The organism is Myxococcales bacterium, from assembly GCA_022184915.1.
Lineage (GTDB): Bacteria > Myxococcota_A > Polyangia > Fen-1088 > Fen-1088 > JAGTJU01.
The window spans coordinates 603,043-620,887 of record JAGTJU010000001.1; the positions used below are offsets into that span (position 1 = coordinate 603,043).

Annotated in this window: 14 protein-coding genes; 1 reads left to right on the plus strand and 13 read right to left on the minus strand. The window is 65.3% G+C overall.

Features of this window, described 5'->3' with window-relative positions:
- Positions 1 to 611 precede the first annotated feature (611 nt).
- The 4 genes from KA712_02580 to KA712_02595 all read right to left on the minus strand — a co-directional run bounded on the left by KA712_02580 (position 612) and on the right by KA712_02595 (position 4,417).
- Positions 612 to 1,088, minus strand: a complete 477-nt coding sequence (locus tag KA712_02580; GenBank protein ID MCG5051821.1) for a hypothetical protein — start codon at positions 1,086 to 1,088, stop codon at positions 612 to 614.
- Between the two features lie 38 nt (positions 1,089 to 1,126).
- Complete coding sequence (locus KA712_02585; GenBank protein MCG5051822.1) at positions 1,127 to 1,540, minus strand: hypothetical protein; 414 nt, start codon at positions 1,538 to 1,540, stop codon at positions 1,127 to 1,129.
- Positions 1,530 to 2,354, minus strand: coding sequence for a hypothetical protein (locus tag KA712_02590; GenBank protein ID MCG5051823.1), 825 nt, complete (start codon positions 2,352 to 2,354; stop codon positions 1,530 to 1,532). The genes KA712_02585 and KA712_02590 overlap by 11 nt, the downstream gene beginning before the upstream one ends.
- A 758-nt stretch (positions 2,355 to 3,112) precedes the next feature.
- Complete coding sequence (locus tag KA712_02595; protein ID MCG5051824.1) at positions 3,113 to 4,417, minus strand: UDP-glucose/GDP-mannose dehydrogenase family protein; 1,305 nt, start codon at positions 4,415 to 4,417, stop codon at positions 3,113 to 3,115.
- A 153-nt stretch (positions 4,418 to 4,570) separates the two neighbouring features.
- On the opposite strand from KA712_02595, the gene KA712_02600 reads away from it, so the two are divergent.
- Complete coding sequence (locus tag KA712_02600; GenBank protein ID MCG5051825.1) at positions 4,571 to 5,560, plus strand: NDP-sugar synthase; 990 nt, start codon at positions 4,571 to 4,573, stop codon at positions 5,558 to 5,560.
- 13 nt (positions 5,561 to 5,573) lie between these two features.
- On the opposite strand, the gene KA712_02605 is transcribed toward KA712_02600, so the two are convergent.
- The 9 genes from KA712_02605 to KA712_02645 form a co-directional block, all read right to left on the minus strand.
- Positions 5,574 to 6,953, minus strand: a complete 1,380-nt coding sequence (locus KA712_02605; GenBank protein MCG5051826.1) for a DUF1552 domain-containing protein — start codon at positions 6,951 to 6,953, stop codon at positions 5,574 to 5,576.
- Between the two features lie 21 nt (positions 6,954 to 6,974).
- Positions 6,975 to 8,777, minus strand: coding sequence for a DUF1592 domain-containing protein (locus tag KA712_02610; GenBank protein ID MCG5051827.1), 1,803 nt, complete (start codon positions 8,775 to 8,777; stop codon positions 6,975 to 6,977).
- Between the two features lie 162 nt (positions 8,778 to 8,939).
- Positions 8,940 to 9,584: a response regulator transcription factor gene (locus tag KA712_02615; GenBank protein MCG5051828.1), complete on the minus strand. Its 645-nt coding sequence runs from the start codon at positions 9,582 to 9,584 to the stop codon at positions 8,940 to 8,942.
- On the minus strand, positions 9,581 to 11,734 hold the full coding sequence (locus KA712_02620; protein MCG5051829.1) for a hypothetical protein: 2,154 nt from the start codon (positions 11,732 to 11,734) through the stop codon (positions 9,581 to 9,583). Before KA712_02620 ends, KA712_02615 begins: the two co-directional genes overlap by 4 nt.
- A 53-nt stretch (positions 11,735 to 11,787) precedes the next feature.
- Positions 11,788 to 13,116 (minus strand): PAS domain-containing protein, encoded by a 1,329-nt coding sequence (locus KA712_02625; protein MCG5051830.1) that lies wholly within the window; start codon positions 13,114 to 13,116, stop codon positions 11,788 to 11,790.
- On the minus strand, positions 13,113 to 14,531 hold the full coding sequence (locus tag KA712_02630; GenBank protein ID MCG5051831.1) for a sigma-54 dependent transcriptional regulator: 1,419 nt from the start codon (positions 14,529 to 14,531) through the stop codon (positions 13,113 to 13,115). Before KA712_02630 ends, KA712_02625 begins: the two co-directional genes overlap by 4 nt.
- Before the next feature lie 9 nt (positions 14,532 to 14,540).
- Positions 14,541 to 15,740: an ABC transporter permease gene (locus tag KA712_02635; GenBank protein ID MCG5051832.1), complete on the minus strand. Its 1,200-nt coding sequence runs from the start codon at positions 15,738 to 15,740 to the stop codon at positions 14,541 to 14,543.
- Positions 15,737 to 17,035, minus strand: a complete 1,299-nt coding sequence (locus KA712_02640) for an ABC transporter permease (protein ID MCG5051833.1) — start codon at positions 17,033 to 17,035, stop codon at positions 15,737 to 15,739. Before KA712_02640 ends, KA712_02635 begins: the two co-directional genes overlap by 4 nt.
- 14 nt (positions 17,036 to 17,049) lie before the next feature.
- Complete coding sequence (locus tag KA712_02645) at positions 17,050 to 17,799, minus strand: ABC transporter ATP-binding protein (protein ID MCG5051834.1); 750 nt, start codon at positions 17,797 to 17,799, stop codon at positions 17,050 to 17,052.
- Positions 17,800 to 17,845: the final 46 nt, after the last annotated feature.

Here is a 17,845-nt window from a genome sequence, read left to right on the forward strand (position 1 = left end):
AGAGAGCGCAGCCTCAGTAGGGCTTCCGCGCCTTAGAGGACGTGGATGATGTCCATTACTGCGACCGAGGCCATTTCGCCTCCTCCCCAGAACACGTGAGAGTCCGAGAGCGACGTGAGCAGGTGTTCACACGAATTCGTCGATGATGTACGCCGATGCCACAGTGGGCCATCCGATTGATGGCGATTTTTTACAAATGCCGCAACGAGTCATAAGGCGCGCGCTCCGGCACGCCAGCGCGGAGGATCTCGACGAAATCACCGAGTGGGCTCCTGGACACCGGTGACACCCGGGGCCGGCGGAGACACGGCGAGGCCATACAACTGAATGAAGTATCGCAAAGACTAGAGGGGGAGCCGCTTCAGCGGGAAGTGGTGCGCACGCCTACCACCAGTTCGGTCTCATGGTCGATCATGACTTCCACCTTTGAAGCACGTGCCGTGACTGTTCGACGGAACGAACCAGCTTCTACGACCGCCGACCAGGCGAAGCACTGCTGCCGCGGGCTCAACCCATCGCAGACCGCGGGAAGCCGCGCCCGCCGTCGCAACGGCGAGCGACTTCTCCTCCGTCATGGAGTGTCCCTTGAGGTGTCTTGGTAACAAGGCCGCTCATCGAGCGATGACGATCGTGCGCACGAGACTGTTCTGTTGGTACTCGTTGCCGCCCTTGAGCGAAAGCTTCAAGGATCTCCCGTCGGCGGCTACATCCACGAGCCTCCGTGGTCCGGGCCAGCGGTTGAGCGACGATTCAAGCATTGCGCCCAAGTCAAGCGCTTCGCGCCCGAAGAAGCCGCTGCGCCATAGTTCCAGTTTTGGCACCCAATCGTCGTCGAAAAGCTGAATCGCGAGCGTGGGTACGGCGTCCTTGTTGCCAGACTGCACGCTCTCGATTGCCCCCAACTGCTGTAGCAAGTGGCCTCCACCTGGCAGATCAAGGTTCATGGCTTTCCCGGCTGCTTTGGGCACCGGGACCGGGCTCGATCCGGGGTCGACGAAGCGCCACGCCACTGCGCCGCCCGCCATCTGCAGCCTATGAATCCCGATCTTTGCGACGAGTGCGCTCCCCAGCATCGCCGGGCCCAGCATCCACGCCCACAGCATCGCGCGTAAGAGCCGGTTGCCTCTCACTTAGCACCACCTGCAGCACCTGCGACTTGGAACGAGATGGTGACCCCAAATGCCGAAATCTGCACTTCGTGGGGAGTGATCCAGTGAAGAGCAAGCTCCTCAAGACTCAATGGAGTGTCTTGAGGGGAGAAGAGAGACCAAGTTTCAGACTTGCCGCGACGGCTTTCGCTGATTGTCAACAGGACGACGGTCTTCTGCTCACGAAAAATTCCACTCGAGCTAAGTCGACGGATCTCCGCATGGGCCGAACGTATTCCCTCTGGTGAGGATATTTCAGGGCCCACCGCCCCCGACGTCGTCCGGTAGAAGGTTGGCAAGTCACCGTGACGCAGCCACATCACGCCGACCGCGACGTATCCGAGTAGACCAACAATGATGGCGGTCGTAGCGAAACGGACGCTAATGCGCATTCGCTCCGGATCCTGGCGGGGAGGGGCGCCGTGGTGGACGAGGCGACACCGACTTCTCGGAAGGTTGCCATTCTTCCTTCCACTCCGCGTAATGCTTGAACGCCTTCGCAATTCGCAACGTCGTCATGTAGGCCGACAGCCCGTCCGGCATAAGCAGAATCATGTTCTCGCGAATAGGGATGTTCGTTACGAAGTCTTTGTCGAATCCCTCGAACAGATACTCGTCGTCCACACGCCACGTGGTGCTGACGAGCGACCCGCTGCCTTGGCTGACGGATTGCAACTGGAAGCGATTGTTGGCCTTTTGCAAACGTTGATTGCTCTGCTCGGTAAACAGCCAGCCCCCCGGCAGTACGCGGCCGTGCGTGTCCTGATTCCTTGTTCTGCTGGAGAGGGCGTGGAATCCAGGAAGTTTCGCCAGCCTCGCATCGGCCGACGAAAGGGCCACGGCTCCCTTATTCTTCTTGAGGTCGTCGACAATCTGCCTCTTCATTACTGCCTGAACATCTCGGACGATGACGGACTCCTCGTAAACCTCGGAGCTGATACGGAGGGTCTTCCCGTTGCCATGCACATAGTGGCGCGACAACTGCGCCGCCTCGCTGTAGCCGACCGCACGGCCACCCAGGGAGAAACATTCGAAGAGTTCGACTAGAAACTCCTTCTCGTCTTCCCTGAAGGGAGCCCTCGTTCGGGCCTTCCGCGTTAGGTGGCTGACGGCCGCCTGCAGCTTCACGAAAGCGCTCATCAAGCCAAAAACCTTTGCCTGCGCGAAAAGCAGCGAAGGAGTTGATGGGATGTCGGGCGCTGTCACGGCATCGTCTTTAGCACAGTTCTGGGCTGAGTGCGTCGTTGCCTCGGCGGTCCCAGGACGGCGCGAGGCGCCAGTGACTCCCGGGTCCGAATGGCCACTGGGAGGGGCATCGGTGTCCTGGGCTTCCAGTAATCTCAATCTGCCTCCGTACTCGGCGCCCGTACAACAGACACCGCCGATCTCGATTTCGCCGAACACACGTCGGTTTCGTGAGGCCTTCCGCCGAACCTTCCACCCATATTTCCCTCTAGATTTGGACCCGGCTCCCCACTTCTCCCTCGAGCGGCGCCCCGTCTACCCTGGAACACTCGATCGGGCGAATTTCAAACCACTGCGCCCCGAACCGTTAGATTTCGGCGTTTCTCGGGTGCCATTGACATCCGATTCACTGGGCGGCTTTCGGTTGCACCGATATAGCTGGCAGCAATGTCGGCAAGAGGAGCTTGAGGACCAGTCCGATAAGCGAAGACCATTCGACTTTCGGGATTCTCAAGCAGCTTTCGCCATGTCGCTCGACCAACCTCACCATCCACCTTGAGCAGCGTTCTCTTCTGAAATCGCAGACCGCTTGCTTTGTGCCAGCGTCAAAGGTTCCTGAAATGGCCGATGAGGGCTTCAGCCGAAAGGCCGCGTTTAGCATCTCCGAAGCTTTTTGGCTTGGATTCCCGTGGTGCCTTCTTTGAGGCTTTTGCACCCCCGCGACGGAGGAGGCACTGCCGTGAGACACGGCGGTGCCATCCCAAACGTCGAATGCAGACTCAGGCGTTGCGCCCGATGCCGTAGTAGGTGAAGCCCTGGGCGCGCAGTTCGGCCGGGCTCCAGACGTTGCGGCCGTCGAACACCACGGGGGTCTTCAGCAGCGCCTTGAGGCGCGCGAAATCCGGGCGGCGGTACTGGTGCCATTCGGTGACCAGGACCAGGGCGTCGGCGCCTTTGGCACAATCGTAGTTGGCGTCTTCGAAGCGGATGCGCTCGCCCAGCACCTTCCGCGTGGCCTCGATGGCCACGGGATCGGTGGCCACCACCTCGGCCCCCGCGTGCAGCAGCTGCTCGACCAGCTCGAGCGCCGGGGCTTCGCGGATGTCGTCGGTGCCAGGCTTGAAAGCCAGGCCCCAGAGCGCGATGCGTTTGCCCGCAACGTGGCCCCCGAAGTGCTTGAGCACCTTTTCGCCCAGGCGCTTTTTCTGGGCATCGTTCACCTCCACCACGGCCTCCAAAATGCGGAGGTGGTGACCCGCGTCGCGGCCCGTGCTGATGCATGCCCGCAGGTCCTTCGGGAAGCAGCTGCCGCCGAAGCCGGCGCCGGCGTAGAGGAACTTCGGGCCGATGCGGTCGTCCGACCCCATGCCCTTGCGGACCTGCTCGATGTCGGTGCCCAGCAGATCACACAAGGTGGCCAGGTCGTTCATGAAGGAGATCCGGGTGGCCAGCATCGAGTTGGCGGCGTACTTGGCAAGCTCGGCCGAGCGCCGGCTCATGATGAGCATGCGGTCGCGTGAGCGCGTGAAGGGCGCGTAAAGAGCCTCGAGGGCCTCGATCGCCTTTTCGTCATCCGAGCCGATGATCACGCGGCTTGGCTTCATGAAGTCGTTGACGGCGTCGCCTTCTTTGAGGAACTCCGGGTTCGAGGCCACGGCCACCGGGTGCCGGGCGATCTCTCGCACCAGCGACTCGATGCGATCGCCTGTGCCCACCGGCACCGTCGACTTGGTCACCAGCACCGCCCAGCCCGTGAGCGCCCGCGCGGCCGACTCGGCGGCTTTGAAGATGTACTGCAGATCCGCGGCGCCGTCGGGCCCGGGAGGGGTGCCCACGGCCAGCACGATCACCTGCGCCCCCGCGACGCCCGCGGGCACGTCGGTGGTGAAGGAGAGGCGCTGTTCGCCCACGTTGCGTTCGACGAGGTCCTCGAGCCCGGGCTCGTAGATGGGCACCTTGCCCCCCTTGAGCATGTCGATTTTGCTCTGGTCGATGTCGCAGCAGACCACGTCGTTGCCCATCTCGGCGAAGCCCGCTCCCGCGACGAGCCCCACGTACCCGGTTCCGATGACACAAACTTTCATGCGACGGGCAACTTACCACAGCCGTGCCCATGGCGACATGAGGCCGCAAATCGCTGATATCTCTTCTGTTTTTCTCACTTTTGCGGCTCGTCTTCCCTCGGGGGGCCCGGGCGCGCGCGGCGCGTTTCTGTTACTGTCAGAGGTGTGCAGGTGATGCTGCTAGCGGCCGGTCGTTCGAGCCGCCTCCAGGCCTTGGGCGCGGCGATGCCGAAGCCGCTGGTTCCCGTGTGCGGCTACCCCCCGATCGCGTTCGGTCTCACGCTCTGCGGGCAGGCCGGGTTCGCCAACGTGGTGGTGAATCTGCATCACCTGGGAGGCCTCATCGAGGATGCCGTGGGGGACGGCAGCGCGTTTGGGGTTCGGGTGCGCTACGCGTACGAGCGGGAGCTTCTGGGCACGGGGGGCGGCCTGGCACACGCGCGCAAGTTGTTCAGAACGGAGCCCGTGCTGGTCATGAACGCCAAGGTGGTGATGGACATCGACCTGCCCGGGCTCGTGGCGGCCCATAGCGGCGCCCCCGACACGCCGGTGGCCACCATGGCCTTGCGGGCGGTGCCCGAGGGGGCAGGCTTTGCGCCCGTGGAGGTGGACGAGGCGGGATTCGTGGTGGGCGTGCGCGGTCAGCGTGGCCGCCGGGCGCCCGTGGGGAAGGTGCGCGCGATGATGTTCACGGGGGTGCACGTGGTGAGCACGCGGTTGCTCGATCGCCTGCCTCCCACTGGCGCGTCCGACGTGATTGCCGACGCGTATCTGCCAGCGCTCGCCGCGGGAGAGCCCGTGCGCTTCGTGGAGACCACCGGGTACTTCGAGGAGCACTCGACACCCGCGCGCTATCTGGCAGGGAACCTGGCGTTGCTGCGCAATCCCGAGCTGGTCTCGAATGCCCCGGGGCCTCTCGTGGGGGCCGAGCTTTCGGCCATCGTTCATGGAACAGCCCAGCTCGTTCCGCCCTACCGGGTAGGGGCGGGGGCGCTCATCGAGGCGGGGGCCATCGTGGGGCCGGAGGTGGTCGTAGGGGCGGGGGCCACCGTTTTGAGAAACGCCCGGCTCACACGTTGCGTCGTGTGGCCGGGGGTCTCCGTGGAGGGGCAGTTGGAAGACGCTATCCTCACGCCCGAGCAGCCGGTCTACGCGGGCGCCTGAGGATGTACGTTCGTCACGCGCGCAGCTGAGAGACGGGGGAGCCGTTGAAGGTCCCAAGCCCCATCGCGTCGGTGATCGTGCTGAACATGTCGCCGTTTTTGGTGATCGTGGTGTCCTTCAAGTAGCGGCCCGTCTTGAGCTTGCCGCCCAAGCTCCCGGCGATGAGCCAGCGGCCCCCCTTGAGGCTGTGCAGGCCCTTGGCGATCTGCCCGCACCACAGCACCGCCGTGTTGTCGAGCAGGGACGTGCCATCGGACTCTTTCACGGCGTCGAGCTTTTCGAGCAGCTTCGCGAAGACCTCGGCGTAGACGCGGTACCCCTTGAGCAGAACTTCCGCAGACTGCCCCTTGCCGGAGTGGTTTTCGTGCGAGTGAACGAACTGATGTTCGTGTTCGATGCCGAAGTCTCCGGGCTTGTACCCGAACGCGTCTCCCGGCGGGAAGCTCACGCTCAGCATGGCCACGCGCGAAAGATCACAGGCAAAGCCGGCTTGAATCACGCTGAACTGCTGGTCGCACAAGGTCCTGAACTTCGCGCCGTCACCGAGCTGCGCCGTGTCGGAGAGGTTGGTGTTGCTGAGGTCCGCACAGCCCGCGCCGATGGGGCCGGCATTCGTGTCGAGCTTGAGCTCGAGCGCCCGCACCAGGCTGGCGTGGCTATCGAGCTTGTCCCAATCGTCCTTGGATACCTTGGATTTGGCGCCCTCGAACTGCTTGTGCACGAAATCGAGCACGCTGCGCTTTTGCTTGCGGTAGGCGGCGAGTTGGTCGGTCCCCATGTTGTTTGGGTTCATGGGCCCGTTCGGGAAGAGGCGCATGAAGGCCTTGCGGGGGTCGGACTCGAGGGGGGTCGGCTTTCCGGCGGCGATGGTGGAGGCTGCCGACTGATTTCCGGTTCCCGGGTTTGAATAGCCCCGTGCCAGCGAAACCACGCGCAAGTCGAGCGACGTCAGCAGGGTGGTGGGCTTGGGTTCGTTGAGCTTCTTTGCGATGTGCTGGTCGACCGAGATGCTGCCCGGAAGGGTGCCGACCGTCTTGCCGAGACCCGTGAGCGCCACCGTCTCGCCTTTGCCGTGGGCTTCTCCCGAGCCTCCGCCCACGAGATCCACGCCGTTCGGCATGATGATCTTGCTCTTCCAGGGCTCGAGCGGCGTGTGGGTGGCCCCCATCTTGTAGTTGGTCTCGGTGGCGCTTTCAGGCTTGCCGTCGGGACCCACCGGAAGACACTCGGGGAAGTACCAGCCGTGGAAGGTGTAGAAGATGACCACGCGCTGAGGAGGCTTTTCGGCGGCCTGGGCCGTTTTGCCGCGCAGGGAAGGCAAAAGATAAGCCGCGCCTCCCATGCCCAGGGATTGCAGCAAGCTTCGACGATCGATGTTCGTGTGATTCCACATGGCTGAACTCCTGGACCCGAATCACTGTTGGAGGGTGCGGCGGAAGCGGAAGGCCTCGCTGCCCACGATGGTCTTCACCAGCGCCCGCATGTCACCGCCGGATTCGCTCATGCCAGAATCCAGTTCTTCGATGATGCAGGAGTCGCTGGATTGTTCGGTGCGGCCGAAGCCGTAGCGGAACCACTGCGTGGCCACACAACGCCGGACCTCGCTGCTCTTTGCAAGCTCGGAGGCCAGCTCCAGTGCGCCTTCGACGGACTTGTCGCCGAGCGCCGGCAGTTCGACCTTGGCGTTGACGGGAAGACCCGCGTCCTCGGTGCGCCAGGCGCCCACGGCATCGTAGTGTCCGAACGCAAAGCCCAGGGTATCAAAGGGCTTGTGGCAGGTCTTGCACGAGCCTTGCTCGTGCTGTTCTTCGAGCATCATGCGCGCGGTTTGCTTCCGGTTGACGGCGTCGAACTCGAGCGGAGGCACCTCATCGGGCACGGCAGGAGGCTCGAAGCAGAGGAAGCGCTCGAAGATGAAAAGACCGCGCAACACCGGCGCGTCGATGGTGTCGTGGGCGTTGAAGGCCAGCCAGGCGGGCTGGGTCAAGAGGCCAGCGCGTTGGGAGGACGCATCCCCCTTGCTCGCAAGATCCACCTTCTGGAGATCGTTGCCGTTGACATCCACGCCCTGGATCGCCCCCAGACGGGCGTCGGCGAAGGTGGTCTTGCTGGTGAGCAAGGCCTCCACCGTGCCTTCTTCCCAAAAGGCATGTTCGATGAACTTACGGTAGGAAGCCTTGTACGCGTCGTTGTCGGCGAGCTTCCAGTCGGGGTAGATGCGGCTGTCACGGCGAACGTAGTCGATCGCGTTGGTGTGCAACCACTGGTCATGGAAGCGGGCGATGGCCTCGCGCCCCTTGTCGCTGGTCATGAGGCGATCCGCCTGGGCCAAGAGCGCGTTGCGATCCCCGAGCTTGCCTTCCTCTGCCAACGAGAACAATTCGTCGTCCGGCATCGTGTCGGTGAGCATGTACGACAGGCGGCTGGCGACCTCGTAGTCGTCGAGCTTTGCCAGGGCCGGGTCACTCTCGTCAGCGCTGCCAGGCTCGAGCCGGTAGAGGAACGCCGGTGCATTCAAGAACGCCTCGGTGACCAAGCGGATCGCGGTGGCGTAGCCGTGTTCGGTCCGCATCTGCGTGAAGAATGTCTCGAAGCTCGTGCGGACGTCGTCGGCGAGAGGCCGTCGGAACGCCTTGGCCCCGAACTTCGCGATGAAGGCTTTTCCGCAAGCCACCTCGTCTCCGCTACAAGGCGCAAAGTCGGAGAGGTTGTCGGCGACCACTTTGGCGAGCTTTTCCGAAGCCGTCGCGTAGCCCTCGACGAGGGACTCGGCCGTGGCCTGAACTTTGGTGTTGTTCAGAAATCCGTGGACCGCGCGCTCTTCGGGAAAATCGATCTGGGGCACGGTGTGACCGGCGAACAAATCCCGCACGGTGTTGCGGTATTGCGCGGCCGTCAGGCGCGCCACGCCGTCTTTTTCGAGAATGCGTTTGGCCCGGTCTTTACATTCGTCGCTGACGGGCGGGGGTGGGGGAGCGCCGCCGAGGTTCGGGCTGCCGTTACCGCCCCGGCCGCCGCTCGAGGAGCCACCGTTGCCGGTATCACCATCGCCATCGCCATCGCCGTCGCCATCGTCGCCATCGCCGCTTCCGACACCGCCGCTACACGCGACGAGTAGGCACAGGGCGGCCGCCAAAGTGACCGGTTGCCGGAGCCATCCGGGCCGTGACCAGGACGAGGCCGTGAGGGCATGCTTCGCAAAATCATCATTCCGCATCGTTGAACCTCTTCGTGTGCGGCAATGCAGAGGGGAGGGCTCTCCTCTGCCGTGGACCGTGAAACGTTATCTTAGCAGAATTCCGGAAAAGTCTTGTTGCTGGTACCGAGCTTTGTCTGTACTCAATGGTGGGGAAGGGTGGGTAAAGGTGCGCAGAGCGGGCTAGGCACCCTTGATGAGGCCCCTCTGCATGGCCGCCAGGACCGCTTCGGTGCGGCTCTTGACGCCCAGCTTCTGAAGGATGTGGCTCACGTACATGGTCACCGTCTTTTCAGAGAGCGACATGCCGGCCGCGATGTCTCGGTTGCTCTTGCCGGTGGCCATGCGTTCGAGAACCTCCTGTTCGCGCGGGGTCAGCTCGGGGCGGGCCACACGCTGGGCGAGCTTGCTCGAAATGGAGTGCGGCATGAAGCGCTCACCCCGGGCCACGGTGCGAATGGCCTCGAAGAGATCCTGGCGCCCCGTCTCCTTCGTCAAGTACCCGAGGGCTCCGGCACGCACGCTGGCGAAGATGTCTTCGTCGCCGTCGTAGTGCGTCAGTACGACGATGCGCGCCGGCGGCGTGGCTCGGCCGAGGGCCTCGATCATCCCCAGGCCACCGAGGCCCGGCATGCGCAAATCCGCCAACACCACGTCGGGCCTGAGCGCCGCGTAAAGCGCAAGTCCCTCTTCTCCGTTCGTTCCTTCGCCCACCACCTCGAAATCCTCCTGGGTGGACAGCAGCATCACGGATCCCGAGCGGGTGAGGAGGTTGTCTTCGACGACGAGAATGCGCACGGGGGCGTGGGCTTGCGCTTGCATCATCATCCCCGAGTTTTCGCATGAGGAACCCAGGCGCGCACCCGTGTTCCGTGAGGGAATCGGGGGGCCACCTGGAGTTCTCCGCCCAAAACCCTACAGCGCTCGCGCATCCCCAAGATCCCGAAGTGCCCGTGTCCGAGCCGTGTCTCGAGTGCGGGGGGCAAGCCGCGGCCGTCGTCCTCGATCAAAAGCTCGAGACCCGCTTCTGCCTCGCTCAGGGTCAACGTGAGCGTGCGGGCCTGGGCGTGGCGCAGGGCATTCGCCACGGCCTCTCCTGCGACCTGGGCCAGCTCGTTTTCCACGAAGGCGTCGCGGGGGCCGAGGGCGGCGTTCATCACGAGCTCGACCCGCGGGGCCCGTGGGGCTCTCTCCGTGTTGGTGGCCAGCTCACGCAGGCGAACGTCGAGGCGCTTGTCCCCCTGCGCGTCCGCACGCAGGTTCCAGACGCTTCGCCGCGTGGAATCGCGCGCCTGCTTCAAAATGTTTTTTGTCTTTTCGAGAACGGCGAGCGCCCGGGACAGCGGGGGGCGCGTGTCGTCCCGCGCGGCGGCGCCCTGCAGGGTTTCCTCGAGAGTCTCGAGGCACAAGTTCATGGCGGCGAAGCCTTGCCCAAGCCCGTCGTGGAGCTCGCGGGCGATGCGTTGGCGCTCTTCGGCGAGGGCGCGCGCCCGGGCTTTGCGGCGTGCCGTGCGCACCATCTGAAATCCGCCGCCTGCGGCCAGGGTGGCCGCGACCAGGAGCAGACGAAAGCTGTTGGTCTGATGAAACGGAGGCGCCACCTCGAGCGTGGTCAGCACCTGGGTGGGCCCCCAGGCCCCCGTGGCGTTGGTGGTGGACACCTCGAACCGGTAGCGGCCGGGCCGCACGTTCGCGAAGCGGGCAGAGCTGTCGCGCGCGCTCACCCGCCAGGTGGCTTCGTGCCCCGCCAGGCGATAGCGGAAGGTGCTGGCCTCGGGAGGCAACCCCACGTCGAAGCCCACGTTCAACCACGAACCGCGGATGGCCGTTTCGGCGCTGAGCTCCAAGGGCTGCCCCTCTACGTCGAGCCGGTCGAGGCGGGCTTCGGGGTAGGGGGCCGCTTCGTCGAGCACGGGAGGCCGCAGGGCAACCACCCCGGCCCGTGTGGCCAGCCAGAGCCGATCCTCGGCCCATGCCGTCACCGGGGCGCCTTCTTCGCTGAGCTCGCGCCAGGTGGCACCCTTGACGAGGTTGACGTAGGAGGCGGACAGGTGCTCGGTTTGCCCCGCCAGGTAGGCATCGGCCCGAGCTTCCGAAAGACCCGTGATGCCCACCGCGCAGGCGAGCCACAGCGTATCGGCTTGCCCGAAGACGTGCAGCATCTGATCACAGCGCAGGCCATCGGACTCGTTGAAGTTGTGGATCTCGTCTCCACGCAGGCGGCTCACCCCGAGGCTTTTGGACTGGGTGACCCACACGGTGCCGCGCGGGCTCACCCACAGGCCCGTCAGAGAGTCGGTGCGCAAGCCTGGGCCGGAGAGACAGTTGACTTCGGGGCCCGCGACACGAAGCACGCCGCCTCCCGTGCGAGAGCGTGATTGGATCGTCACGTAGTTTCGCCCCTGCGAGGCGAAGAAGCTGGTGGCGATGCCGGCGCACCCTGCGCGCGCGGGCTCGAGCCGCTCGTGGAGGCGCAGCACGCTGCCTTCCTGGGGCGAAGTCAACGAAAACGTGGCGAGGTGTCCCTTGTCGTTGCCGAGCCACACGTGGCCGGCCTCGTCGACAGCCAGCAACGTCAGTGCGCCCTCGGCCACCGGGGCCGGCCGTGCGAGCGTGGTGAAACGGCCGTGGTGATAGGTGACCAGCGGACCTTCGGTCCCCGCCGCGAAGAGCCGTCCGTCGGGGTGGAGCGCCAGGCGGCGCGGGCGCAGGTCGGGCATCTCCTGCCCCGCCCGAAACGGTGTCCAGGTCCGGGATCCAGGGGCTTTCGTGGCCAGGCCCCCCGAGCTGGCCACCCACAACGCGCCGTCTCTTGCCGCGACGATGGCGTAGGCGGTGTCGCCGGGAAGCCCCTCCGACGCCGTCGACAGCTCGAGCGTTGCGCCCGCTGCGGCCACGGCGCACGGGCAGGCCGAAAGGGCGCACAAAACGAGGGCGCCTCCGCCGAGGGAGGTGAGGATCCGGAACAGGGTGCGCACGGCGATCCCCATCTTATCGTGACGGCCGCCCTGCGGGGCCGTTCGCCGGAGGATCAGGGCAGCCAGCACGACACCACGAGACCGCCGCCCGGCCGCAGGGAGAGCGCCAAGCGCCCGTCGTGGGCCTCGATGATCTCGCGGCAGAGCGCCAGACCGAGTCCGGTGCCCGTCTTCTTCGTCGAGTAAAAGGGCAAAAGTGCGCTTCGCAGCACCTCCTCGGACATGCCCTTGCCACGGTCGACGACCTGCACCTCGTGGCCGCCGTCCGGATGGGGCGGAAAGACCAGGGCCACGTCTTCGGGGGCGCCACCGGCCTCGTGGGCGTTTTTGAGCAGGTTGATGAGGACCTGTTGCAGCTGGGCCCGATCGGCGAAGAAGCGAACGGCAGGGACGTCCCCTTCGATGCGAAAGGGGTAAAGACCCTCGAGCCCGTGCAGCAGCTCGCTCCAGGTCAAGCGGCTCTTGGTGGGCAACGGCAGGCGCGCGAAGCTCGCGTAGGTTTCGAGAAATGTCCGCAGGTGGGAGGCGCGCTCTTCGATGGTGTCGAGCGCTCCGGACAGCCGCTGGGCGTGTGCGGGCGCCGCGAGCATGAGGCGCGCGCTGTGAACGAGGGAGGAGATGGGGGCGAGGGAGTTGTTCACCTCGTGGCTGATCACCCGGATGGAGGTCTTCCACGTCTCCACCTCCTTGCGGGCAAGCTCTTTCGTGAGGGGCGTGAAGAGATAGAGCGTGTGGAGCTGGGTGTTGAGCTGGAAGTAGCGTTTGATGAGCCTGTAAGTCTCGGGCTCGGGCCCTGCATCGCAGGTGAACACCAGGTCGCTCGTGCCTTCGGCTGCGCGCTTGAGCTCCTCGGGCACGGTGCCGAGGAGAAGCTCCAAGTTTTGGCCTTCGAGCCGCTGCCGGCTGCCCAAGAGGTCACGGGCCGCAGGGTTCGAGAAGACCACGCGCTTGCTCTCGTCGACGAGCAGTACGGCAAGCGATGTGCCTTGGAGCACGGTCTCCAGCATGATCTGCCGCTGGTAAATGTCGTTGCGTTCCTTGCGCAACGACGCCGCCAGTGCGTTGAAGCGGGTCTTGAGTGTGGCCACCTCGTCGGGGCCGCCGGCTGCGAGGCGGAGGCTGTAGTCGCCCTCGCCGAGGGATAGCAGGCCATCGGACACAGCCATCATGGCGGCGTGCACGCCGCGCAGGACCACGTGACGGCAGGCAAGAAACAAAAGGGGCATCGACACCAACGTCACCAACGCGGCCACCGTGCCCCACGACCACGTGGGAGCCAGGCGGCACAAACCGAGGGTGAGCCCCATGACGAGCCCGATGCCAAAGAGTGCGGCCAGGGCGAGCCGGGCCGAAAGGCTCGACAAGAGGCGGGGCTCGTTCATCGTACCCGCCGCTCGAGCGCAACGCCGAGGCGCTCCATCTTGCGGTAGAGCGCCTGCCGTGAGAGCCCAAGCTCCGCCGCCGCGCGGGACACCACGCCTCCGGCATGGGTGAGCGCATCTTCTACCTGAGCACGCTCTCGATCGACGTGAGCATCGGGGGTGTCGGTCACGGCCGCCGCCGGAGGTCTTCGCGCCACCGGGGGCCGCGGCTCACGTTCTCCGGGAACCGCCAGGTCCGACGCGCCCACCGCGGGTCCCGTCGCCACCAGGACGGCGCGCTGTATCCGGTTTTGCAGCTCCCGTACGTTGCCGGGCCATTCGTGATTCAATAAAGCGGCTTTGGCATCCTCGCCGAGGTAGAGATCGGGTTTGTGCTCCTTTTCGACATGAACTTTCAGGAAGTGCTCGGCCAGCGGGAAAACATCCTCGAGCCGATCGGCCAGCGGGGGCACGGCCAACTCGATGACGTTGAGCCGGAAGTAGAGGTCTTCGCGAAAGTACCCCGCGGCGATGGCGTGCGGAAGATCCACGTTGGTGGCGGCCACGATCCGCACGTCAGCACGGCGGGTGCCCGACGAGCCCAGCCGTTCGTACTCGCCGGTTTGCAAGACCCTCAGCAGCTTGGCTTGGCAGCCAAGTGAGAGCGTGCCGAGTTCGTCCAGGAACAACGTGCCGCCGTGGGCCGCCTCGAAGCGTCCGACGCGCACCTTCGCCGCGCCTGTGTAGGCGCCCGCCTCGGCTCCGAAGAGCTCTGCCTCGAAAAGGCTGTCGGGCAAGGCGCCCACGTTCACCTTGACGAAGGGCTTGTCCTTGCGGCGGGAGTTCGCTTGGAGAATCTCTGCCAGCTTCTCCTTGCCCGAGCCGTTGGGACCTGTGATCAGGACGGGCGCCTCCGACGCTGCGACGGTCACGGCCAGACGCACCACTTCGTGCATGGCATCGCTGGCGTAGATCACGCTGCGCAGGTCGTAGCGTTCGGCCAGCTCGCGCCGGGAGCGGGCGCTACGGGCGCGCATCCGCGTGTTCTCTTGCCGCAAGGCCCGCAGGGAAACCAAGTTGCGGACGGTGGTGAGAAGCTTGTCATCGTTCCAGGGTTTGGCGATGTAGTCGGCGGCCCCTTCTTTGATCAATGCCACGGCGGTCTCGAGTGACGTGAAGGCCGTCATCAGCAACACGGGCAGCTCCGGATCCAGCTTGCGAATGGCCCGAAACAGGTCGACCCCCTCGGCCCCCGTCGTTTGGTTCTGGGAAAAGTTCATGTCTTGCACCACGGCGCCGATGTCTTCGGTCTGAAGCAAGTGCAGCGCCTCTTCCGGGGTGGACGTGCTGGAGGTGGGCAGGCCGTGAACCTCGAAGAGCGTCTCGAGGGCGGCCCGCACCGCGGGTTGATCATCGATGATGAGCACTTTCAACATGGCGGTTCCTTAGAGGGCACGGCTGGCCACGGTGGGGGGAACGCGGGCGGCCCGGAGTGCAGGCACGAGGGTGGCGAGCAGACCGTCGATGTAAAACAGCGCGGCCGTGAAGGCGAACTGTTTCCAGGTGACCCGCACACCCGGGAACATGTCGTTGAAGGAGAAATAGTAGCTGAGGCTAATGAGCAGGCCGAGGATACAGCCCAAAGAGACCGCCAGGGCGTTTTCGACCAAGAACAAACGGACGACGTCGTAAGGGGTGGCGCCGAGAGCCCGGCGGATACCCACTTGTCTGCGGCGCTGAGCCACCAGGAAGGCTGTGATGGCGAGGCTTCCGATGAGCGCCACCGCCGCGAGCACCACGGCGATGATGCCGAGGGTGATGAGCAAGCCGCGCGAAACTTGCACGTGTCGGGCGGCGGACAGGTCGTAGGGCCTGACGTCGTAGGCGCGCTCGGGATCCAGTGCCCTCAACGCTGTCCGCAGGCGTTCGGTGACGGCATCCCGGGCACCGGGTTGGGTGCGCACCAGGAAGCGTGTGCCTCGCTCGTTCGTGGGCGGCCGGAGCCTCAGGACGATGCGCTCTGCGTTCGCGAGAAACGGGATCACGAGGGCAACGTCTCGAAACACACCCACGACACGGGCGGGGCTTTGGCTGTCTGCCATCCACAACGCATGGCCGACGGCCGAGCCCGTGGACGAGAGGTCCGCGGCCAGGCTCTCGCTGACGGCGACCTCTTCTTCCGTGGCCGTGTCATGCGGGGCGCGTCCTGCCGCGAATCTGAGACCCAGTACCTGTGGCAGCGCGGGCGAGCCATCAATCACCCACCCGTTGTTCCCCGAGGCTGCGGAACCCGGATGTGGTGTGGGCCCGAGCGGCAGGCCGCTGCGCCATCGGCGATCGAAGACGTCGGATGAGATCGTCGCCACCTGCAGGACGCCGGGCAGAGAGAGCATGGCACCCTGTTCGTCCTGGGCGCGACGATCGGCTGAGTCCAGGGGCTCGGCGGCTCCGAGGCTCGCCACCGAGATGAGCTCGCTCGTGGGAAACCCCGGGTCGGCCGTGCCGCGGGACCGATACCACGTGCCCACCCAAATCAAGATCGAAACCACGGCGAAGCCCAAGGCCACCTCCAGGATCACCAGGAGAAAGGCAGAGCGTTGCCGGGACGCTGCGCGCAGGATCGGTCCAAACTCTGGCGGTCTCACGAAGCCCTCGCGAGGTACGTGGTGGGCGGGGTGCGAGCCACCCGCCACGCGGGGTAGACCCCGGCAATCAGGCCCAAGCCCATGGTGGGAAGGGTGGCCACCAGCACGAGATCCCAGGTCATGACGAGGGGGATGTCATTCGTGAGCTTTCTTGCGTTGAAAAACCCGAGCAAGAGCTGCGTGAGCGGCAAGGTCAGCGCAGACCCGGCGGCGGCCACGAAGGCGGCCTCCAGCATGGTGCGTACGAAGAGGGACGCACGAGACGCTCCGAGAGCCCTGTGGACGCCGTTTTCGCGATGACGTGCCGCCGCTTTCGCAAGGAGCAGCCGCGCGACGCTGAAGGCGCCCGTGGCGATGACGAGCAGGCAGGTGAGCACGAAGAAGTCCGCCGCGCTGGGGGGCATGGGGTAGAGGGCGACGTGCGTGGCGACGTCCCGCACTGCGAACCGCGTTCCCGCTTCCGCAACCAGCGCCAGACGAGCGTTCACGTCCTTCTCTACCGCCGGCGCGTCCTCGGGTCGCAGAGCGAGCCAGACCGTCACGAAGGGCGATTGCGAGCCGAGGAGCGCTGCAAACTCCCGCCCGCGGGGAGCGAGGTTCACTTCGTACTCGGGTCTCACCGCCAGCGCGTCCACCAGCGACAGGGGCACGAGCAGCCTTTCTTCGTCGGCACCGCCGGCGGAAAGATCCCAATCGGGAAGATAGGGCTGGGGTGTGGCGAGCACCCCGACCACGCGGAAGCTTCGACCTTCGACCTGCAGGGTACGGCCCACGCTGTTTTCGCCCTGGAACAACTCCTCGTTGAGAGCCCTCGACAAAACCACCACGCGGGCCTGGGTGCGCTCGTCGGTGTCGCTCCACGCGCCGCCCCACGCGAAGTCACGCGGAAAGAGCTGAAACAACGTGCGGTCGACGAAGCGTCCCGGCGCACGGTCGACCAGCGGGGGCGCGCCCTCTGCGCCTACCAAAAAGTGGCCCCGGTAGTTGCCCGATACGCGGGGGCCCAAGTCTTCCTGCAAGGCGCGAAACTCGGGCCAGCTGAGCTTCAACGTTTGGCGCCGCCAATCACCGGCCACGAAGGGACCTCCCGAAAGGGCGGTCCCCGGCCGCAGGGCATCCACCACATGGGCTTCTCGTGACCACTCCGGGTGCCGCTCGTGCAGGCGCAGGTAGTGGGCCAAGGAAGCGGCCCAGATGGAGGACGCCAGCGCCAGGCACACAATCATCGCCAGCGAAAACGAGCGGTCCCGCTGAAAGCTGCGGAACGCGAGGCGCAGGTGATAGCCAAGTAGCACGACAGGGGCTCGCGTCAGGAGGACGGCTCAGGTTCTCGCATCAAGGTCGGAAGGACCAACGACGAGGACGTAGGGCTGGCCAAAGGGGGGGGCCGCTGTGGGTCGATGACCCGCCCATCGAGGATGTGTAGCTTGCGGTGGGCGCGAGATGCGATGGCGTGATCGTGTGTGACCATCACGATGGTGGTGCCGGCCTCGACGTTGATCTGCTCGAGCAGCTCCAAGATGCGCCGCGCGGAGACGGAATCCAGGTTCCCCGTGGGCTCGTCCGCCAGCAGCAAACGGGGCTGTCCCACGAGCGCCCGCGCGATGGCCACCCGTTGTTGCTGCCCACCGGACAGCTGCGAGGGCAGGTGGCGCATGCGGGCCACGAGTCCCATCTCGACCAAGATCTTCTCGACCCGTTCGGCCCGCTCCCGAGCGGGCAGGCCCCGGTAACGCAAAGGCACCTCCACGTTATCGAAGACGTCGAGATCGGGGATGAGGTTGAAGCTTTGAAAGATGAAGCCGATCTTCTCGTTGCGCAGCCGGGTACGGCGGCGATCCGAGAGGTGGCTTGCGTCTTCACCCTCGAGCAGGAAGGTGCCGCTGTCGAAGGTGTCGAGCAGCCCCGCCACGTTCAAGAAGGTCGTTTTGCCCGATCCTGACGGGCCCATGACGGCCACGAACTCCCCCGCGGCGACTTTCACGGACAGGTCCGAGAGCGCTTCGGTTTCCACCAGCCCCGCGCGGTACACCTTGCGGACGTTCTGCAGGTCGATCATGGGCGGCAGGGCTGAAATCGGCACGTGGCCTTCAGATTAGCGCAGG

Bases quoted from the DNA above. Each gene is read 5' to 3' on its own strand.
- KA712_02615 (MCG5051828.1), bottom strand. From the start codon at position 9,584: ATGATGATGCAAGCGCAAGCCCACGCCCCCGTGCGCATTCTCGTCGTC.
- KA712_02605 (MCG5051826.1), bottom strand. From the start codon at position 6,953: ATGTGGAATCACACGAACATCGATCGTCGAAGCTTGCTGCAATCCCTG.
- KA712_02630 (MCG5051831.1), bottom strand. From the start codon at position 14,531: ATGTTGAAAGTGCTCATCATCGATGATCAACCCGCGGTGCGGGCCGCC.
- KA712_02600 (MCG5051825.1), top strand. From the start codon at position 4,571: ATGCTGCTAGCGGCCGGTCGTTCGAGCCGCCTCCAGGCCTTGGGCGCG.
- KA712_02585 (MCG5051822.1), bottom strand. From the start codon at position 1,540: ATGCGCATTAGCGTCCGTTTCGCTACGACCGCCATCATTGTTGGTCTA.
- KA712_02610 (MCG5051827.1), bottom strand. From the start codon at position 8,777: ATGCGGAATGATGATTTTGCGAAGCATGCCCTCACGGCCTCGTCCTGG.
- KA712_02625 (MCG5051830.1), bottom strand. From the start codon at position 13,116: ATGAACGAGCCCCGCCTCTTGTCGAGCCTTTCGGCCCGGCTCGCCCTG.
- KA712_02595 (MCG5051824.1), bottom strand. From the start codon at position 4,417: ATGAAAGTTTGTGTCATCGGAACCGGGTACGTGGGGCTCGTCGCGGGA.
- KA712_02580 (MCG5051821.1), bottom strand. From the start codon at position 1,088: ATGCTGGGCCCGGCGATGCTGGGGAGCGCACTCGTCGCAAAGATCGGG.
- KA712_02645 (MCG5051834.1), bottom strand. From the start codon at position 17,799: ATGATCGACCTGCAGAACGTCCGCAAGGTGTACCGCGCGGGGCTGGTG.